The sequence below is a fragment of the Micromonospora sp. WMMD1082 genome, assembly GCF_029626175.1.
Taxonomy (GTDB): domain Bacteria; phylum Actinomycetota; class Actinomycetes; order Mycobacteriales; family Micromonosporaceae; genus Micromonospora.
This window is the reverse complement of the sequence record NZ_JARUBM010000002.1, coordinates 5,491,151-5,507,802: the sequence shown is the minus strand read 5'-3', so window position 1 is coordinate 5,507,802 and position 16,652 is coordinate 5,491,151. Positions and strand designations below refer to the sequence as shown.

General features: G+C 70.2%; 17 protein-coding genes. 7 read left to right on the top strand and 10 right to left on the bottom strand.

The annotated features are described in order from the left end of the window. Positions 1 to 55 precede the first annotated feature (55 nt). Both O7615_RS25310 and O7615_RS25305 read right to left on the bottom strand, forming a co-directional pair. On the bottom strand, positions 56 to 220 hold the full coding sequence (locus O7615_RS25310; RefSeq protein WP_278180287.1) for a hypothetical protein: 165 nt from the start codon (positions 218 to 220) through the stop codon (positions 56 to 58). Positions 221 to 378: 158 nt separating this feature from the next. Next, positions 379 to 1,629, bottom strand: coding sequence for an MFS transporter (locus tag O7615_RS25305; RefSeq protein WP_278180286.1), 1,251 nt, complete (start codon positions 1,627 to 1,629; stop codon positions 379 to 381). A 79-nt stretch (positions 1,630 to 1,708) separates the two neighbouring features. Here O7615_RS25305 and O7615_RS25300 point away from each other — a divergent pair, with 79 nt between their 5' ends. From O7615_RS25300 to O7615_RS25290, 3 genes are all read left to right on the top strand, one after another. Then, entirely contained in the window at positions 1,709 to 2,731 is a 1,023-nt protein-coding gene (locus O7615_RS25300) for a DUF5937 family protein (RefSeq protein ID WP_278180285.1), read from the top strand. A 139-nt stretch (positions 2,732 to 2,870) separates the two neighbouring features. Then, on the top strand, positions 2,871 to 3,980 hold the full coding sequence (locus tag O7615_RS25295; RefSeq protein ID WP_278180284.1) for a transposase: 1,110 nt from the start codon (positions 2,871 to 2,873) through the stop codon (positions 3,978 to 3,980). Beyond that, a complete protein-coding gene (locus O7615_RS25290) occupies positions 3,940 to 4,533 on the top strand; it encodes a transposase (protein ID WP_278180283.1) in 594 nt (197 codons plus the stop codon). The genes O7615_RS25295 and O7615_RS25290 overlap by 41 nt, the downstream gene beginning before the upstream one ends. A 77-nt stretch (positions 4,534 to 4,610) precedes the next feature. Here O7615_RS25290 and O7615_RS25285 read toward each other — a convergent pair whose 3' ends face one another. After that, entirely contained in the window at positions 4,611 to 6,119 is a 1,509-nt protein-coding gene (locus O7615_RS25285; RefSeq protein ID WP_278176342.1) for an ISL3 family transposase, read from the bottom strand. A 152-nt stretch (positions 6,120 to 6,271) separates the two neighbouring features. Between O7615_RS25285 and O7615_RS25280 the strand changes: the two genes are divergently transcribed. Further along, positions 6,272 to 6,739, top strand: coding sequence for an SAM-dependent methyltransferase (locus O7615_RS25280; protein WP_278180282.1), 468 nt, complete (start codon positions 6,272 to 6,274; stop codon positions 6,737 to 6,739). 28 nt (positions 6,740 to 6,767) lie between these two features. Here the strand turns inward: O7615_RS25280 and O7615_RS25275 are convergent, their stop codons facing one another. Further along, complete coding sequence (locus tag O7615_RS25275) at positions 6,768 to 7,511, bottom strand: DUF4184 family protein (protein WP_278180281.1); 744 nt, start codon at positions 7,509 to 7,511, stop codon at positions 6,768 to 6,770. Positions 7,512 to 7,616: 105 nt separating this feature from the next. Between O7615_RS25275 and O7615_RS25270 the strand changes: the two genes are divergently transcribed. After that, positions 7,617 to 8,060, top strand: a complete 444-nt coding sequence (locus tag O7615_RS25270) for a PPC domain-containing DNA-binding protein (RefSeq protein WP_278180280.1) — start codon at positions 7,617 to 7,619, stop codon at positions 8,058 to 8,060. Between the two features lie 130 nt (positions 8,061 to 8,190). Further along, on the top strand, positions 8,191 to 10,074 hold the full coding sequence (locus O7615_RS25265) for a Xaa-Pro dipeptidyl-peptidase (RefSeq protein ID WP_278180279.1): 1,884 nt from the start codon (positions 8,191 to 8,193) through the stop codon (positions 10,072 to 10,074). A 68-nt stretch (positions 10,075 to 10,142) separates the two neighbouring features. Here O7615_RS25265 and O7615_RS25260 read toward each other — a convergent pair whose 3' ends face one another. The 5 genes from O7615_RS25260 to O7615_RS25240 form a co-directional block, all read right to left on the bottom strand. Further along, a complete protein-coding gene (locus tag O7615_RS25260) occupies positions 10,143 to 10,745 on the bottom strand; it encodes a TetR/AcrR family transcriptional regulator (protein WP_278180278.1) in 603 nt (200 codons plus the stop codon). Positions 10,746 to 10,818: 73 nt separating this feature from the next. Further along, positions 10,819 to 11,910: an aldo/keto reductase gene (locus O7615_RS25255; protein WP_278180277.1), complete on the bottom strand. Its 1,092-nt coding sequence runs from the start codon at positions 11,908 to 11,910 to the stop codon at positions 10,819 to 10,821. Between the two features lie 95 nt (positions 11,911 to 12,005). Beyond that, positions 12,006 to 13,223, bottom strand: a complete 1,218-nt coding sequence (locus tag O7615_RS25250; RefSeq protein WP_278180276.1) for a low temperature requirement protein A — start codon at positions 13,221 to 13,223, stop codon at positions 12,006 to 12,008. Positions 13,224 to 13,307: 84 nt separating this feature from the next. Continuing rightward, positions 13,308 to 13,847 (bottom strand): NUDIX domain-containing protein, encoded by a 540-nt coding sequence (locus tag O7615_RS25245; protein ID WP_278180275.1) that lies wholly within the window; start codon positions 13,845 to 13,847, stop codon positions 13,308 to 13,310. A gap of 44 nt (positions 13,848 to 13,891) precedes the next feature. Further along, positions 13,892 to 14,587: a class I SAM-dependent methyltransferase gene (locus O7615_RS25240; RefSeq protein ID WP_278180274.1), complete on the bottom strand. Its 696-nt coding sequence runs from the start codon at positions 14,585 to 14,587 to the stop codon at positions 13,892 to 13,894. Between the two features lie 146 nt (positions 14,588 to 14,733). Here O7615_RS25240 and O7615_RS25235 point away from each other — a divergent pair, with 146 nt between their 5' ends. Further along, complete coding sequence (locus O7615_RS25235; RefSeq protein ID WP_278180273.1) at positions 14,734 to 15,615, top strand: TIGR03560 family F420-dependent LLM class oxidoreductase; 882 nt, start codon at positions 14,734 to 14,736, stop codon at positions 15,613 to 15,615. Between the two features lie 84 nt (positions 15,616 to 15,699). On the opposite strand, the gene O7615_RS25230 is transcribed toward O7615_RS25235, so the two are convergent. Continuing rightward, positions 15,700 to 16,581, bottom strand: coding sequence for a hypothetical protein (locus O7615_RS25230; protein ID WP_278180272.1), 882 nt, complete (start codon positions 16,579 to 16,581; stop codon positions 15,700 to 15,702). Between the last annotated feature and the right edge of the window lie 71 nt (positions 16,582 to 16,652).

The following is a 16,652-nucleotide window of genomic DNA, read 5'->3' as shown; positions in this document are numbered from 1 at the left end:
TGGCACCCCGTGCGGACAAGATCCGCACGGGGTGCCAATAACGCACTCGGCAGACTCAGCCCTCGGTTTCCCACCCAGAGGTGAAGCTGACCGCTTCGTTGTCGCTCGCCGAAAGGATGTCTACCGACTCCACGACTGCGACTGGCGCCTCCTGCGTAAGCATCGCGTTCATCGCTGCTGCCGCTCGGTCGTTGCGTTCCAGAAGATCGGTTTGCGCCATCTCACGTTCCCCTCACTTTCGCGGGCAGAGAAATGAACGTAGCATCGACACGCCTCAGTGTCAAGTAGAGTGTGTTCGCTTAATATGTTGCCACCGTCGAAACTGTTTGGACGAATAGCTCGCGATGAGCAGATAAGGGCGTCTGGTCGATTCATAAATCAACGGTCAACGGACACCGTGGCATCGTGGGGCGCTTTGTCACGCAATGTGTGGATGAGGATGGGTAGGACAGCTAGTGTGCCGATGCCGGCGAGCATGAAGGTGGTACGCGCGCCGACGAGGTCGACCAGCAGTCCGGCGGCTGCGTAGGCGAGGCCGGCTCCCAGTTGGGCGGCGGTTCCGAGGGTGCCGAAGACCCGGCCCAGGAACGGGCGGGGCACAAGATTCTGAATGATCGTGTCATAGCCGATGTTCTCCACGGCGTTGCCCGCGCCAGCGATCAGTTGTGCCGCCATGACGACGGCGAGAACGGGTGCTGCGCCTGTGACCAGAATGCCTATTCCCGTGGCCGCGATCGCGACGATCAGCAGCGCCGCGGGCGAACGGCCGCGGGCGAGTCGGATACACGCGAGGGATGCCAGCAGCATTCCTGCGCCGAACGCGCTGGCCGCTAAGCCATACGCGGCGGGTCCGGCGTCGAGGTCATCGCTGGTGAGGAACACCAGGGCCACGTTGTCCACGGCGGCGAAGGCCACCACGACGAACAGGGTGAGGACGAGGATGCGGACACGCCGGTGCGTCGCGACGTAGTGGATACCGGCTGCGGCATCAGCCCAGATGCCGGTGGTTGCGTTGGGGTCGCGGGCGGGTGTGATGGCGGGGAGCCGGGTGAGTAGCAGCGCGGAGGCGAGGAAGGTCGCGGCGTCGATTGCCAGGGCGGTGTGGAGTCCGCCGGGCCCGGTTGTGAGCAGGCCGCCCAGGGCGGGGCCGATGGCCAGTTGCAGGGTGCGGGACATCCCGAACAGGGCGTTTGCCGCAGTGCGGTCGGACGGGGCGACCAGGACCGGGATCAGGCTGCGCCCGGCCGGATTCCGGATCGTGGCCACAACGCCGGCGATCGCGACGAGCGGGACCAGTACCGGCAATGGCGGCAAGGTGACGGCGATTGTGGCGATGACCAGTGCTTGGGCCAGATCGCAGGCCACCATCAACCGGCGGGTCTGGATTCGGTCGGCGAGCACTCCGGCCAGCGTCCCACCGAAGCGCGGTAAAGCGTTCGCCAGCAGGAGCATGCCTACGCCGGCCGACCCGTCGCGTGGAGCGACGAGAAGCACGAGCGCCGTCAGCGTGATCCCGTCGCCGATGAACGACACCGCCCGCGACATGCACAGCACGCGGAAGGCAGGGTTCCCGCGCAGCAGGCGGGCTCGGGGGGCAGGCTCCGCGACAGGCGGTGTCACTTGCGTCATGGCCGTCAGGATTGCGCTACCGCCGTCCCGGCCGCGCCGATTCGGCGCACGCCGAATCGGCGCGTGTCATCGTGGTCGCGTGACGCTTGTGTTGAGGTTCGGTCCCGGTGACGCGGCCAGGTGCCGATTCGCGATATCGCCGCTGCAGGAAACCATGTCGGCGCTGCTGGTGCTCAAGGACCCACGTCGCCACGGCTGGTACCTGCCATGGCTACGCGACATCCAACCCGTCGCCGCCGAGGTCGACCTGAAGCTGCTGAACCTCGCCACGCCCACGAAGGGATACGGGCCGGATTTCCTCTGGCCTACCCCGACCAGCCCGCTGACCACTATTGACGACGACCTCGCCCAGGTCCAGGCGACCGATCCCCGCACTGTCGCCGCAGAAATCACTGCGCATATCCGTCGCCTCGACCGGCGTGCGATACCGGCAGATCTGCGCCGAGCCCTCACCGACGACCCCGCGAAGACCCGCGACATGCTTGCTGCGCAACAACGCCTGGCCTGGCAGACCCTGATCGCCCCCAGATGGGATCAGATTCGGGGCCTGCTCGACGCGGACATCACCACCCGAGCCCGGCACCTGGCCGACGCCGGCATGGAAGGACTCTTCGCGAACCTGCACCCACGAGCCGAATGGCACCACGACGCACTGCACCTCACCGGGCTGAACCCCAACACCGTCGACCTACGCGGCCGTGGACTCGTTCTCGTCCCGACCGCCTTCGGCTGGCCCAACCTCGGCATCGGCCCCACCGACAGCAGCTCGACCGCACCACCAGCCCTCGTCTACCCGATGCTCGGCGTAGGACGACTCTGGGAACGATCCATACAAAACTCAGCAATCACTCGACTCCTCGGCACCGGACGCGCCTCCGTGCTGGCCGAGACCCACATCCCCAGCACCACCAACAGCCTCGCCCAACGAATCGGCCTGGCACCCGCCACCGTCTCGCAACACCTCACCGTCCTCCGCGACGCAGGACTCGTCACCGCACAACGCCGCGGCCGAGAAGTCCTCTATCAGCAAACTCCCCTCGCCGCAGCACTCCTGCTGCCAAACCGGATGTCCCCTCCGCAGCCTCGACAACCAGCGAGCTGAGGTTCCCGCTAGCGGGTCCCCAGACCGAAGCCCCAGGTTTGGAAGGGATGGGACTGCACGGGACTGCGTAGATTTCCGTGTTTGACCTGGGTGTGGTCCGTTGGACAGGACGTTGATCCTGTCCGGGAAGGACCACGTCATGGCAGTCAAGAAGAACGCTGTTCAGCTTCCGGAGCCGTCGGCGGCGGAGGTGGAGTTCGCTCAGCAGTTGGTGGAGCGGGCCAAGGCCGACGGGGTGTCTCTGGTGGGGCCGGGTGGGCTCCTGGCGGGGATCACTCGTACCGTGCTCGAATCAGCGTTGGATGCGGAGCTGGATGCGCATCTCGACGAGGCCGGTGTCGACGAGGCGACCGGCCGGCGGGCCAACGTGCGTAATGGTCACGGAACCAAGACGATGCAGACCGATGTCGGGCCGGTGCGGATCCAGGTGCCGCGGGATCGGGCCGGATCGTTCACCCCGCAGATCGTGCCCAAGCATGTTCGCCGGTTGGACGGGTTCAACGAGGCGATCCTGTCGCTGTATGCGAAAGGGTTAACGACCGGGGAGATCTCGGCGCATCTGGCGGATGTGTATGAGGCCGATGTGTCCCGGGAGTTGATCAGCCGGGTCACCGACAGTGTCCTGGCCGAGATGGAGGCGTGGCGGCAGCGGCCGCTGGACCGGATCTATCCGGTGGTGTTCATCGACGCCCTGGTGATGAAGATCCGCCAGGGGCAGGTCGCGAACCGGCCCGTCTACGTCGTGGTCGGCATCAGCCTCGACGGGGAACGCGACGTGCTCGGTATGTGGGCCGGCACCGGCGGTGAAGGCGCCAAACAGTGGGCCGGCTACTGTCGGGGTACTCGTTGGAGTGCAGAGCTACGTACGGCTGATCTTGCAAAGGTCGCTGCTCAAGATCGAGGATGCGGCAGACGCAGTGCCTGTCCGTCGCAACCGCGTGGCCCAGAAAGGCGCTACCGCGCCGCTTCCCCTCCTCGCCGCTGCGCGGCTGCGGTGCGGGTCGGCTTGGTCTCGATTTGCCGCAACAGGCTCACCGGCTCTCGGGCGGATCAGGCGAGCTTGTCCATGCGGACACGCTCCACGCCGCAGATGGACTGCATGAAACGGGGTCAGCGGTCGCGCTCGATGAACGTCGATGGCCTGAATGATCTTCTGGGATCCGCGGGTACGGCAAACTCTGCACATTCAGCCGTACGCGCCTGTGCACTTGAACCTGTACCCCGACAGCTACCTCACCGAACTACGTAACCGAGGCGTCGAGGACGTGTTCATGGTCTGCTCCGACGGGCTGAAGGGCATGACCGACGCCATCGAGCAGGTCTGGCCCCTCGCGGTGCACCAGCAGTGCGTCGTCCACTTGGTGCGGGCCAGCCTGCGGTACACGAATCGCAAGGACTGGCAGAAGATCACCCCCGCACTGCGGGACATCTACACCGCCCCCACCGTCGCCGCCGCCGAGGCCCGCTTCGAGGAGTTCGCCACGCAGTTCGGTGACCAGTACCCCGCCGTCATCCGGCTCTGGCGGACCTCCTGGCCACAGTTCGTGCCGTTCCTGAACTACGACCACGAGGTCCGCAAAGTCCTCTACACCACCAACATCATCGAAAGTTTGAACGCCCGGTTCCGGCAGGCCGCCCGCAGGCGCGGGCACTTCCCGACCGAGCAGGCCGCGATGAAGGTCCTCTACCTCGTCGTCCAGCAGAAACGTAGAGGCGGCGGGAGCATCACCGGCAGGGTCTACGGTTGGGCCAAGACCCTCAACGCCCTGATCCTCGCCTACGGCGACCGGATCACCATCTAACAGCATCGATCACACCACAGGCCCAAACACGGAAATCGAGGCTCTGTCTCACATTCGGTGGTGACGGAGGGTGCCGGTTAGCCGAGCAGGATTCGGTGTCGTAGAAGGTCGAACCCGGCGCGTCCGTACATTTGCCGCTTGATCAATTTGGTTTTGGTGTTGACGCCTTCGGTGCCGCCGTTGTGGAAGGGGGTTGTCAGGGCGGCGTTGACGGCGTCGCGGTCCAGGCCGAGGCCGCGGGTGAAGGTGTGTAGGTGGGGCAGGTCCGTTGTTGTGACCTCGGTGATCCATGTGTCGAGACGGTGGTCGTTGCCGGCTGCGGGTGTGAGGAGGCTGGCGAACGAGCCGATGAAGCCGGTCAGCGTGGTCATCTCCGGGCAGGCGGCGGTGAGGGCGTCGACGAGCGACCGTTGGTGGTCTGTGAGCTGATCGGGTGGGGTCAGGAGGTAGCGGGTGAGGCGTCGGGGTGACAGGGCTGGGCGGTCGGCTTCGACGCGGCCTTGGGTGATGTAGCGGTAGAGCAGGTTGAGGCTGCCGGTGTAGCCCAGTTCCCTGATCTCGGCGAGGAGTTGGGTGGCGCCGACGGCGGGGTCCTGTTGGCGGCGTTGGCGTAGGTGGGCGCGGTAGGGGTCGACGAGGGTGGGCCGGTACTGGGGTGCGCGGACCAGACGTTCGGGTTGGCTGATGCGGGCGTAGCGTTTGATGGTGTTGAGGCCGAGGTTGAGGCGGCGGGCGCATTCGAGTAGGCCGACGCCCTTGTCGAGCAGATCGTGGACCTGCTGCCACCGCTGCCGGGTGGTCACGGCCCGGATGCCGTCCTGGGGCGGTAGGCCGGTGGTGGCCCAGCACGTGCTGTGTGCGGTGACTTCTTTGCGGACGGCTTCGGCGAGGTTGTGCCACAGGTGCCAGCGATCGGCGACCTGCACCGCCTGGGGTAGGGCGCGGCGGACCGCTTCGGCGTAGGCGCCGGAGGAGTCCCGGCACACTATCTCGACACCGGGATGCTCACACAGCCACGTCTCCAACGTGTGGGCCTTGCGGTCGGGCAGCACATCGATGCGCTCACGGGTGACCGCGTCGATCAGGACGGTGGCGTAACGGCGACGACGACACAACGCGAAGTCGTCGACCCCGAGCACGCGGGGCACCCGCCGCTGCGGCAACGGAATACGCAGCAGCGCCCGCAGGGCAGTGTGCCGGGACATGACGACCATCGCCAGGACCGACATCAGGCGAGCACCGGCCCGGCCGGCCAGCTGACGCACGACCGCAGCCACCTGCGAAATCAACCGGGACGTGCGACGCTGGTAACGCTCCAGAACTCCCGGAAGCTGCTCCCGGAACGTGCGACGGCAGCCCTGCGTCGGGCACACCAGACGGCGCACTCGTACCCGCAGCACCACCGGCCGGGCATCGACCGGCACATCCGCCAGAGTCCGCTGGTGATACCCGTGCACCCGGCCCGTCACCACCTTGCAGCCCGGACACGCCACCGTCGCTTCAGGAGTCCGAGCCCGCACCAGAATCCGCTCGCCCTCGTCCGTGACGTCATCGATCACCAGCGGGGACAACCCCGAGAACACCATCTTCGTCAGATCATCGATCTTGCACACATGACCTCAACGACATCGATTACCTTCGGTCACCACCGAATGTGAGACAGAGCCGAAATCGACACACTCCCCTTCCAGGAGAGGACCCAACCACATGTGCACACTACCCGACATCTATCGATCCGATGGTGCTCGTACACGCCCGGGCCCTGCTGTCGAGCACGACCTCCGAGGGGGTCACCACCTACGTACCCGCCGACTACCACGACCCGGAGAAGATCCTCGCGGAGGCGGCGGAGACGCTGGACTTCGACCAGCCCATCGCCGTCATGTTCATGGGCGTGCTGGGCTACGAGCCCGACCTGGACGTGGTCCGCTCCATCGTGGCGCGGGTCATGGACGCCACCGCCTCCGGCAGTCACCTGGTGCTGTGGGACGGCACCGACACCAGCCTGGCGGTGGTCTCGGGTGCCGAGCGGCTGGCCCAGAGCGGCGGCGTTCCGTACATTCTGCGCAGTCCGGCGCAGCTCGCCAGCTGCTTCGACGGGCTGACGCTGGTGGAGCCCGGGCTCGTGCCGATCCCGCTGTGGCGCCCGAACGACCCGGACGCCCAGGCCATCGACGCGTACGGTGCCGTGGCCCGCAAGCCGTGACCGGCCGGCCGCCGGCACCGGGGCCCGGCTAGGCAGCCCACCGCGGCGCCGGCCGGATCCGGGCGGCGAGGCCGCCGGCCAGCAGCGCCAGGCCGACGACGTGCAGCACCCGGACGACGGTCGGTGCGAGGTGGGCGGCGCCGGGCAGCAGCGGCACGACCGCCAGACCGGCGACGGCGACGACCGCGGCGCTGACCCAGAACACCACCGGTCGGCGTACGCTGGCCGCCGCCGTGCCCCCGACGATGCTCCGCCTGCCGAGGCGTGCGGCGAGGACGATCGCCGCCCCGGTACCGACCACGGTGCTCGTCAGATCCGACACGGTCCACCACGCGATGTCGGTAACGTCGGACCACCGTAGGCCGAACATCACCCGTAGCCAGTTGTCGGTGTGCGTGAGCCAGTCCCACGCGAGGTGGCTCGCCGCGCCGACGAGCGCCGAGCTGACCGCGATCCACCAGCGGTGCGGCCACCGGGCCACCGAGCCGTGGCCGCGCCAACCGAACCAGCGGTCGCCGGGCAGGTGGGCCAGGATGCCGTCGGCGCAGAACCGAAAGGCCGCCGCGTACGCCAGCGCCACCGGCAGGCACCACCAGAACAGGGCGGGCCAGGAGTGGGTGTCGGCGAAGCTCTCGCCGCTGGGTCCGGCCGCCAGGTAGACGACGTCCGGTGCCACCGCGCCGGTGCCCAACGCGACGCCGTCGCACCATCGTGGCCGCCACATCTTCAGCGCCAGCACCGGCGCCGGGTGTGCGGGAAAGGTCAGTGGCACGCGCGGAGCTTAGTCCGAGCTTCGCTGACCGGTGAGGATCGGCGGGTAGCGGGTAAGCCGACCGGCAGGCGGGCCGATGGTTCGTCGTGGGAGGAGGGGCCGGCCATGCGCACGATCGAGCTGACCGACGGTGGCCACCGGGTGATCGTGGTCGCGGTCGACAAGGGCGAGGAGGCGGTCGCCGTCGTCAACGAGGTGGCGAAGGGCGCCGGCGTACGGGGGGCCCGGGTCACGGCGGTCGGTGGCTTCCATCGCGCCGAGGTCGGCTACTTCGACCGCCAGGCGCGCGACTATCTTCGCATTCCCGTTCCGGAACAGGTCGAGGTGCTCTCCCTGCTCGGGGACATCGCCGAGGATCAGGGCGAGCCGGCGCTGCACGTGCACGCCGTGCTCGGCCGCCGGGACGGCACGACGGTCGGCGGGCATCTGCTGCGCGGCGAGGTCTGGCCCACCCTTGAGGTGATCATCACCGAGGTCGGCGGGAACCTCACCAAGAGGTTCGACCCGGAGACCGGCCTCGCCCTGCTGAACGGCAGCGGCCAGGGCTGACGACCGGCGCCACGCACGCAACCGGCCGGGCGGTCACCGCACGAGCGCCAACGGGCATAGCATGTGGTCGATGGATCTTTCCTCCGTCCCTGGCGGACTCCGGCCACCAGCCTGACCGAAGGAGACGCGCGTGCGTCGAGCCCCCCATCTGGCACTACTCGGCGCCGGCCTGTCCGGCGCACTGGCACTGAGCGCGGCACCGGCACCCGCCGCCGCCCAACCCGCACCGACCACCCCGGCGGGGATCGTGGTCGTCGACGGCATGACCCAACCGGTGTTCTCGCTCGCCGACGCGATCGAGGAGCGGGTGTATGTGCAGACCACGGTGGACACCGACCGCGACGGTCGCCTCGACCGGGTCGCGATCGACATCTCCCGGCCCCGCGAGACCGCCACCGAGGGCTTCAAGGTGCCGGTCATCTTCGAGCACAGCCCGTACCGCAAGGACGTCTGGTACGACGTGCCGTACCCGAGCGTGCTGGTGGACGAGCTGCCGCAGAACGGTATCGCCCGCCGTTCCGGCCAGCGGGCGTCCGACGTGGCGGCCCAGCGGGCGGTGGCAAAGGCCAACCTGCCGGGCTCGCTCGACGACTACTACGTGCCACGGGGGTACGCGGTGGTGCTCGGCCAGAGCGTCGGTACCGGCGACTCGGACGGCTGCCCGACCAGCGGCGACCAGGCCGAGACGCTCGGCACCCGGGCGGTCGTCGACTGGCTGAACGGGCGGGCGAAGGGGTACGACGAGGCCGGTGCGCCGGTCACCGCCGACTGGACCACCGGCGCGGTCGGGATGACCGGCGTCTCCTACAACGGGACGCTGCCCAACCAGGTCGCCACCACCGGCGTCCCGGGGCTGCGGACCATCGTGCCGGTCGCCGCCATCAGCAGCTGGTACGACTACTACCGCGCCAACGGCCTCGTCGTCGCACCCGGGACGTACCAGGGCGAGGACGTGGACGTTCTGGCCAAGTTCACCGCCGGCCAGGCGCGGGCCGAGGGGCGCTGCGCCGACGCGATGGCCGAGCTGACCGCCCGGCAGGACCGGGTCACCGGCGACTACTCAAGGTTCTGGCGGGACCGCGACCACCTCGACGCGCGGAGGGTGCGGGCCAGCGTCCTGCTCGTGCACGGCCTCAACGACTGGAACGTGAAGACCGAGCACTTCGCCGGCTGGTGGGACGAGCTCACCCGGCATCGGGTCCCGCGCCGGATCTGGCTGCATCAGGGCGGGCACGGCGGCCCCGGCAACAACGCGTCGGTGACCCTGCCCGACGGCCGCACCTGGACGTGGAAGCAGACCGAGAACCGCTGGTTCGACCACTGGCTGTGGCACGTGCCCAACGGGATCATGGACGAGCCGACCGCCGTGGTGCAGCGCGAGGATCAGGTCTACACCACGTACCGCAACTGGCCCGATCCGGGCGCCCGCGAGGTGCCGCTGCGGCTGGCCGCGACCGGCCCCACCACCCCGGGCGCGCTCACCTCGCGCTGGCCGCCGAAGGGCACGGTCGAGCAGCGCTTCGTCGACGAGGGCCGGACGATCCACCCGGACGACCTGATCGCCGACCCGGACGCGGCGAACCCGCACCGGCTCGTCTACCGCTCCCCCGCGCTGACGCGGGACGTGCGCATCTCCGGGCGCCCCGAGCTGCGGCTGCGGACCGCGATCGACAACAAGCCGGGCGCCAACCTGACCGCGTACCTGGTCGACTACGGCCCGGCCGGCTCGACCGCCGCGCCGACGGTCGTGACCCGGGGCTGGATGGACCCGCAGAACCGCGTGGACCGGTCGCGCACCGTGCCGCTGACGCAGGGCAGGCGGTACGACCTCCGGTGGACCTTGGAACCCAAGGACCACGTCTTCCCGGCGGGCCACCGGATCGGCGTGGTGATCTTCTCCAGTGATCAGGAGTACACCCTGCTGCCGCTGGGCGGCACGCGGCTGCGGGTCGCACCGCAGCACAGCGAGTTGCGCCTGCCGGTGGTCGGCGGACGGGGGGCACTCGGCTTCTGAGCTGCCGACGGCGTACGGGTGCCGGGCCGGGGCGGGCCGCAGGAGCGGACCGCCCCGGCCACCACCGGTCAGACCCGGGTGCCGGCCCGCAGGCCGTCGAGCGCCACGTCGAGGGCGGCCTCGAGGTGTTCGGTCCGCCCGGTGGCCAGCAGCAGCACCACACCGCCCTGGATGCCGGCCAGCAGCGCCGCCGCGGCCCGGTCGGCGTCCACCTCCGGGGCGACCTCGCCGGCCGCCTGCAGGTGCCGGATCCCCACGACGAGTCGTCCCTGCCAACGCTCCATGAGCCCGGTCACCACGGCCTGCGCCCCGGGGGAACGCCGGGCCGCCGGCCCCAGCAACCCGTTGAGCGGGCACTGGAAGCCCTGTGCCCGGTAGCGCTCGACCACCCGGTCACGCCATGCCTGCCAGGCTGGCCAACTCGTGAGGTCGTCGAGCATCGGCTGCTGGTCGACGAGGACCTGGTCGGCCTCGTGCCGGGCCACCGCGAGGAGCAACTCCTCCTTGCCCTGTGGGAAGTAGTGGAAGAGCTGCCCCTTGCTGGTGCCGGTGCGGGCCATCACGTCCTCAAGGCGGACGTCGTCGACGCCACGCTCGCGGACCTCGGCGGCGGCACCGGCGACGATGCGCGCCCGGGTCGCCTCTCCCTTGCGGGTCAGTTCGCGGGCCACGACGCCCCCTCGTCTGTCACGGCGCGGTCCAATCGTAGCGAGGTGGCCACCCGGCCCGGAGCACGCTCACCGGTCAGGCGGCGCCGTTGAACACCGGGGGCGCGTAGCCGGCCGGCTTGTCGCCGATGCCGAGGCCGGGGTTCACGATCCAGGACTGGTACTCCGGGGTGAACATCGAGTACGGCGGTGCGGCGGTGGGCGTACTGGCCTCATCGAGCCGGGAGCGCAGCTCGCGCGGGATCTCGAAGTCGAGCGCGGCCAGGTTGCCGTCGAGCTGCTCGACGTTGCTCGCCCCGACCACCGCCGAACCGACGGCGGGCTGGGTGACCACCCAGTTCAGCGCCACCTGCGCCATGCTGCGGCCCAGTTCGCCGGCCACGCCCCGCAACGCCTCGACCACCCGCCACTGCGCGTCGCCGACCGGCTGGTGGTTCGCCCCGCCGTCGCCGAGGCGCCCCGCACCGGCCAGGCCCTCGGCGGTCCGCCGGTACTTGCCGGTCAGCAGGCCACCGCCGAGCGGGCTCCACGCGCTCAGGCCCAGCCCCAGCGACTGCGCCATCGGCGCGAACTCCGCCTCGATGCTTCGGGTGACCAGCGAGTACGGCAGCTGAACGGTGACCATCGGGGTCAACGCGTGCGCCTCCGCCACGCTCTGCGCCCGCGCCGCGTACCAGGCGGGCACGTCTGACAGTCCGGCATAGCGGATCTTGCCGGCCCGCACCAGATCGTCGAAGGTCCGCACCACCTCCTCGACCGGGGTGATCCGATCCCAGGTGTGCAGCAAGTACAGGTCCAGGTAGTCGGTGCCGAGCCGGCGTAGCGACTCCTCGGCCGCCCGGATCATGTGCTTGCGACCGTTGCCACTGGCGTTCGGGTCGACCGGATCGACGGTGTTGGTGAACTTGCTGGTCAGCACCAGCCGCTCCCGCGCACCGGTGGCGGCGATCAGCCGGCCGAGGATCCGCTCGCTCGCCCCCGCGGTGTAGAAGTCCGCCGTGTCGACGAGGTTGCCGCCGGCCTCCAGATACCGCCGGAAGATCGGCTCCGCCTCCGCCTCCGTCCGCCCGTACGCGGCGTGGAACCCGCCGGTGCCGAAGTTCATCGTGCCCAGCGCCAGCCGGCTCACCCGCAGCCCGGACCGGCCGAGCAGGTAGTAGTGGTTCATGAAGGGTCCTTCCCCGTGTGCGTACCGGCCCGGATCGGACCGCTCGGAGCACACTGTGGCTCGGCGATAATGGACCCGCAAGTCCAGGATTGCCCTCACCGCGGCCGGCGCATGGCGACCTCGTCGGCGGTATGGGAATCGGGGCCTGTACCGGAGACACGTTCGTAGCCGACGAGGACGACGAGGAACGCGGCGAGCAGGGCGAGGGTGAACAAACCGGGCAGGAACCGCCCGGCCGGGACGAGCGCCAACGCGACGACGGGGGCGAGGAGCTGCGCCAGGGGCACCGACCGGAGGGCGACCCCGAGAAACGTCGCCCGGCCCGCGAGATACAGGGCGGCGCCGCCGAACAGCGCGGCCGCCGGGGTCCACGCCAGGCGCGACCCGGCGGCGGACGAGGGCTCGTCGTGCGCCAGGGTGGCAATCGCCTGGTGTACCCCGAACGCCAGGTAGATCGTCCCGATGACCAGCGCGAAGTGGATGGCGCTGTAGGCGTTGACGGCGAGTCGGTCCCGCCGTGGGCTGGGCTCCCTCATCAGCTCCTCGCCCGCGGCCATCGAGTTCACCCGGTAGAGCTGGAACAGGCAGACCGTGATGACGAGGGCGAACAGCGCGGCCAGCAGGACCGGGCCACGGATCATCTCGGTGCCGATCCCGGCACCGACCGAGATCAGGGTCTCGCCGAGCGCGATGATCACCATGAGGCCGTGCCGCTCCACGAAGTGCCGTGGACTCCGCAACGGCCACCCGCTCAGCAGGGAGGCGACCAGCCCGCCGGCGAAGTCGATGGCGAGCGCCGCCGTCCAGAGCGGCAGCTGCGCGGAGCCGCCGAGCACGGCGCCGAGGACGAGCGGGATCCAGGACAGCGCGGTGATCAGGGTGTAGATGCGCAGTGTGCGGTGCAGACGTTGGTCGTCCTCCGCCGCGCGGTGGTAGAGGACCAGGTGGATCACCCGCAGCACGAGGTAGGACAGCAGCAGGACCAGGCGCGGCAGGGCGGCGGCCTCCCAGATGTCCGGGACGACCACGGCGGCGAGGAAGACGGCGGCCATGGCGGCGGTGGTGCCGGCCCGGATCAGCCCGACGTCGGCGCGGGCGTGGTTGCCGAGCCAGCAGTAGGTCAGCCAGGAGATCCACAGCAGCAGGAGTACGACGAGGCCCTTCACCAGGGTCAACGGCGAGGCGTGCGCACTCATGTACTCGGTGACCCGGATCAGCGCGAAGACGAACACCAGATCGAAGAAGATCTCGTACATCGTCGTCCGGTGTGTCTCCGCGGTCACCTCCACCCGCGTCCTCAGAATCCGCCACATCGTCCCATCTTCATCGCTCGGCGGGCCGCGATCGGGACGATCGCCCAAGCCAGCGGCGGGACCACCGCCGGCCGGGCCGCACCCTCATCCGGACCCGGCCCGGCCCGCTTCCTGCCGCAGGTAGCGGTCGAGGGTGGCCCGCCCGTCCGGCACGAAGGGCCAGGTCGGGTCGGCCAGACGGGTGACCAGATCCGCGAGGTCGAGCCACCAGCCCGCGGCCACCTCGCTGGGCTGGTGGACCACCGGACCGCAGCGGCGGGCCTCGTAACGGGCCTCGAAGACGTACGCCAGGTAGCTGGCGTACGCGTCGGCGTACCAGTACCGCAGGCAGGGCCGGATCTCGCAGTTCGCGACGCCCAGTTCCTCGGTGAGCTCCCGGGCGGCCGCCTCGAACGGGTCCTCCCCGGCGAGGACGACGCCTCCGGCGAAGGCGTCGTGCAGGCCGGGGTAGAGATCCTTGGTGTCGGTGCGGCGGTGGACGTAGACCCGGTCCCGCTCGTCGCGCAGCAACACCGCCGTGGCGGCGTGCGGCAGGTTTCCGGCGCGGACCACGCTGCGGGGCGCGGCGCCGGTGACCCTGCCCGACAGGTCGCCCTCGGCGTACAGCGCCACGAGTTCGTCCACCTGGTCACCGTAACGGCGACCGGGGTCCGGCGTCCCCTGCGGTGTCACGGTCTGAGCAGCCGGAACGCGATGAACCCGGGAGACCGCGCCAACTTCTCGCTGACCTCGGGATAGCGGGCGGCCATGGTCTCGGCCGGCCGTGGCTCGACCAGCCGCTCGATGAGAAAACCCGCGTCGGTGAACTCCCGGCACCACGCCTGAAGCGGCTGCCGCCAGTAGCGCACCCGCCAGCGCGTCTGCCAGACCTCCTCCACCGGTACGCGGTCGAAGTAGCCGCCCCCGGTGAGCAGCCAGTCGCTGGTCGGATGGGTGGTGGAGACGACCAGGTGACCACCCGGACGCAACACCCGGTGCAGCTCGGCCAGCGCCGCCGGCCGGTCGTCGACATGGTGGATCACCAGCGCCAGCAGGACGAGGTCCTGCGTCGCGTCCGGCAGCCAGGTCAGCGGTCGCTCCAGATCCCACACCCGCAGGTCGGCGCGCGTACCGAGGCGACGCTCGGCCAGCCGCACCATCTCCGGGCTGGCGTCGAACGCGGTGACGACGGCGCCGCGGGCGAGCAGTTCCTCGGCGTACAGACCCGGTCCGCAACCGGCGTCCAGCACCCGGGCACCCGTGACGTCGCCCAGCAGATCGAGCACCGCCGGCCGGTCGTAGTGGGCGTTGTAGGCGCTGTCGTACGCGTGGGCCTCGAACTCGGCGGCGAACGGCTCGTACATCGGCTGGGCGGGGTGGCTCACCCGGCCGATGGTGCCATGGCACCGGGTGGCCGAACGACCGGATTCCGCGCCTCGACCACGGGCAGCGGCCATCGTCGGGGCCAGCGCGGGCATCGATCGCCGGCCATAATGCTCCCTGTCGACATTGGACCGGGAGGGATCAGGCGATGAGGCTGGGGCTGCACTACTGGAACTTCTCCACACCCGCCGAGCCGGCGGAGATCGCTCCGACGCTGGCCGAGACCGCCCGGATCGCGGAGCAGGCCGGCTTCTCGGCCTTCACCGTGATGGACCACTACTTCCAGATGGAGGGCGTGGCGCCGGCCGAGGAGCCGATGCTGGAGGCCTACACGACCCTGGGTTACCTGGCGGCGAGGACGACGCGGATGACCCTCGGTGTGCTGGTCACCGGGGTGATGTACCGCCATCCGGGGCTGCTCGCCAAGATCGTCACGACGCTCGACGTGCTCTCCGGGGGCCGGGCCCGGCTCGGCATCGGCGCGTCGTGGTACGAGCGGGAGCAACGCGGCCTCGGCGTGCCGGTGGTTCCGGTGGCGGAACGCTTCGCGCGTCTCGAAGAGACGCTGCGGATCTGCCGGCAGATGTGGAGCGACGACAACGGCCGTTTCGAGGGCCGGCACTACCAGCTGGCCGAGACGCTGAACGTGCCGCCACCGATCAGCCGGCCGCACCCGCCGATCATGATCGGTGGCGGCGGCGAGAAGAAGACCCTGCGGCTGGTGGCCCGCCACGCCGACCTGTGCAACCTCTTCGGCACCAGCCCGGGTGAGGTCGCCCGCAAGCTCGACGTGCTGCGGGAACACTGTGCCACCGAGGGCCGCGACTACGACAGCGTCACCAAGACCGTCCTGGCCACCCGCTCGCCGTTGGCCGACGTCGACGCGTTCGTCGCCGAGGTGGCCGAGTACGCGGCGCTCGGCGTGACCGAGGTGCAGACGATGCCCGACCGGCACCCGGTCGAGTTCGCCGAGCAGCTGGCCGAGCAGCGGGTGGTGAGCCGGCTGGCCGACCTCTCGCCGGGGCGATAGGCCGGCCCGCCAGCACCGGCGGCCCGCCGACCGCCGGTAGCAGCGGCCAGGCCGCCCCGGCTCGGGCTCAGCGCCCGCGCCGGCTCAGCGGTTGGTCGCGAGGTCGCCGCAGTCGGTCTCGTCGGGCAGCAGCGGCCGCAGGGTCACCGTCCAGCGCGTGCCCGCCGAGGTCCACGGGGTCGCCGTCGTCGCGTCCGCCGCCACCGCGAGCACCTTCCGGGCCTCCTCGCCGGTGGCCGTGACACAGCCCAACCCGAGGTCCGTGCCGAGGTCGGCGCCGGGCAGCGTCGGGCCCGGCCAGGCCACCTCGGGCTGCTCGCCGGCCTCGGTGTTGGCGACCCAGGGCTCGGCGACGGCCGCGACGGCGGTCGGAGCGTACGCCTGCGTGCTTGCCTGCGCGGCGGCGAGCGGGCCCGACTCGGCGGTCAGCGAGTCGGCGAACTCGCGCAGCCTGTCCCGGCCCGCCTGCTGGTCGCCGGTGAGCCCGGTCTCCGTGCCGCCGCTCTCGGCGAGGGCGTACACCTCAAGCTGCTCGACCCCGTTGTCACCGAGCACGGTGAAGCGGGTCGACGGCGCGTCGGCGACCGGCGGCGTGCCGAGGTCGGCGCCGCCGCCCACCCCGGCGGCGCGGGCCGCCGTGATCAGCTCCTCCAGCTCGGCGGCGCCGATCGTGCCCACCTGGAGGTTGGGCAGCGCCGGGCCGGGATAGATCATGGGCACGGGGCCCTGCGTGATCACCCGGCCGTCGCCGTAGACGCTGATCGCGGGCAGCCGGGTGGCCAGCATCGCCGGCGTGACGAACCCGCCGGTGTGGTCCATCCGGAACACCACCGCGTCGGCGGAGTAGGACCGCTCGGGAGAGTCGGCTTCGCCCGAGCCGGTGGCACCGGTCTGCTGGCCACAGGCCGCGGAAGTCAGCAACAGCAGGGGGACGACCGCCAGCCGCCCGCTTCGACGAATCTTCATGCCGATCGGACGTCGGCGGAGTCCGTTCGGTTGCATCCGAGCTTCCCGTAGACCGGCAACGGCCCTGACGG

Bases quoted from the DNA above. Each gene is read 5' to 3' on its own strand.
- O7615_RS25310 (WP_278180287.1), bottom strand. From the start codon at position 220: ATGGCGCAAACCGATCTTCTGGAACGCAACGACCGAGCGGCAGCAGCG.
- O7615_RS25305 (WP_278180286.1), bottom strand. From the start codon at position 1,629: ATGACGCAAGTGACACCGCCTGTCGCGGAGCCTGCCCCCCGAGCCCGC.
- O7615_RS25295 (WP_278180284.1), top strand. From the start codon at position 2,871: ATGGCAGTCAAGAAGAACGCTGTTCAGCTTCCGGAGCCGTCGGCGGCG.
- O7615_RS25285 (WP_278176342.1), bottom strand. From the start codon at position 6,119: ATGGTGTTCTCGGGGTTGTCCCCGCTGGTGATCGATGACGTCACGGAC.
- O7615_RS25280 (WP_278180282.1), top strand. From the start codon at position 6,272: ATGGTGCTCGTACACGCCCGGGCCCTGCTGTCGAGCACGACCTCCGAG.
- O7615_RS25270 (WP_278180280.1), top strand. From the start codon at position 7,617: ATGCGCACGATCGAGCTGACCGACGGTGGCCACCGGGTGATCGTGGTC.
- O7615_RS25255 (WP_278180277.1), bottom strand. From the start codon at position 11,910: ATGAACCACTACTACCTGCTCGGCCGGTCCGGGCTGCGGGTGAGCCGG.
- O7615_RS25250 (WP_278180276.1), bottom strand. From the start codon at position 13,223: ATGTGGCGGATTCTGAGGACGCGGGTGGAGGTGACCGCGGAGACACAC.
- O7615_RS25235 (WP_278180273.1), top strand. From the start codon at position 14,734: ATGAGGCTGGGGCTGCACTACTGGAACTTCTCCACACCCGCCGAGCCG.
- O7615_RS25230 (WP_278180272.1), bottom strand. From the start codon at position 16,581: ATGAAGATTCGTCGAAGCGGGCGGCTGGCGGTCGTCCCCCTGCTGTTG.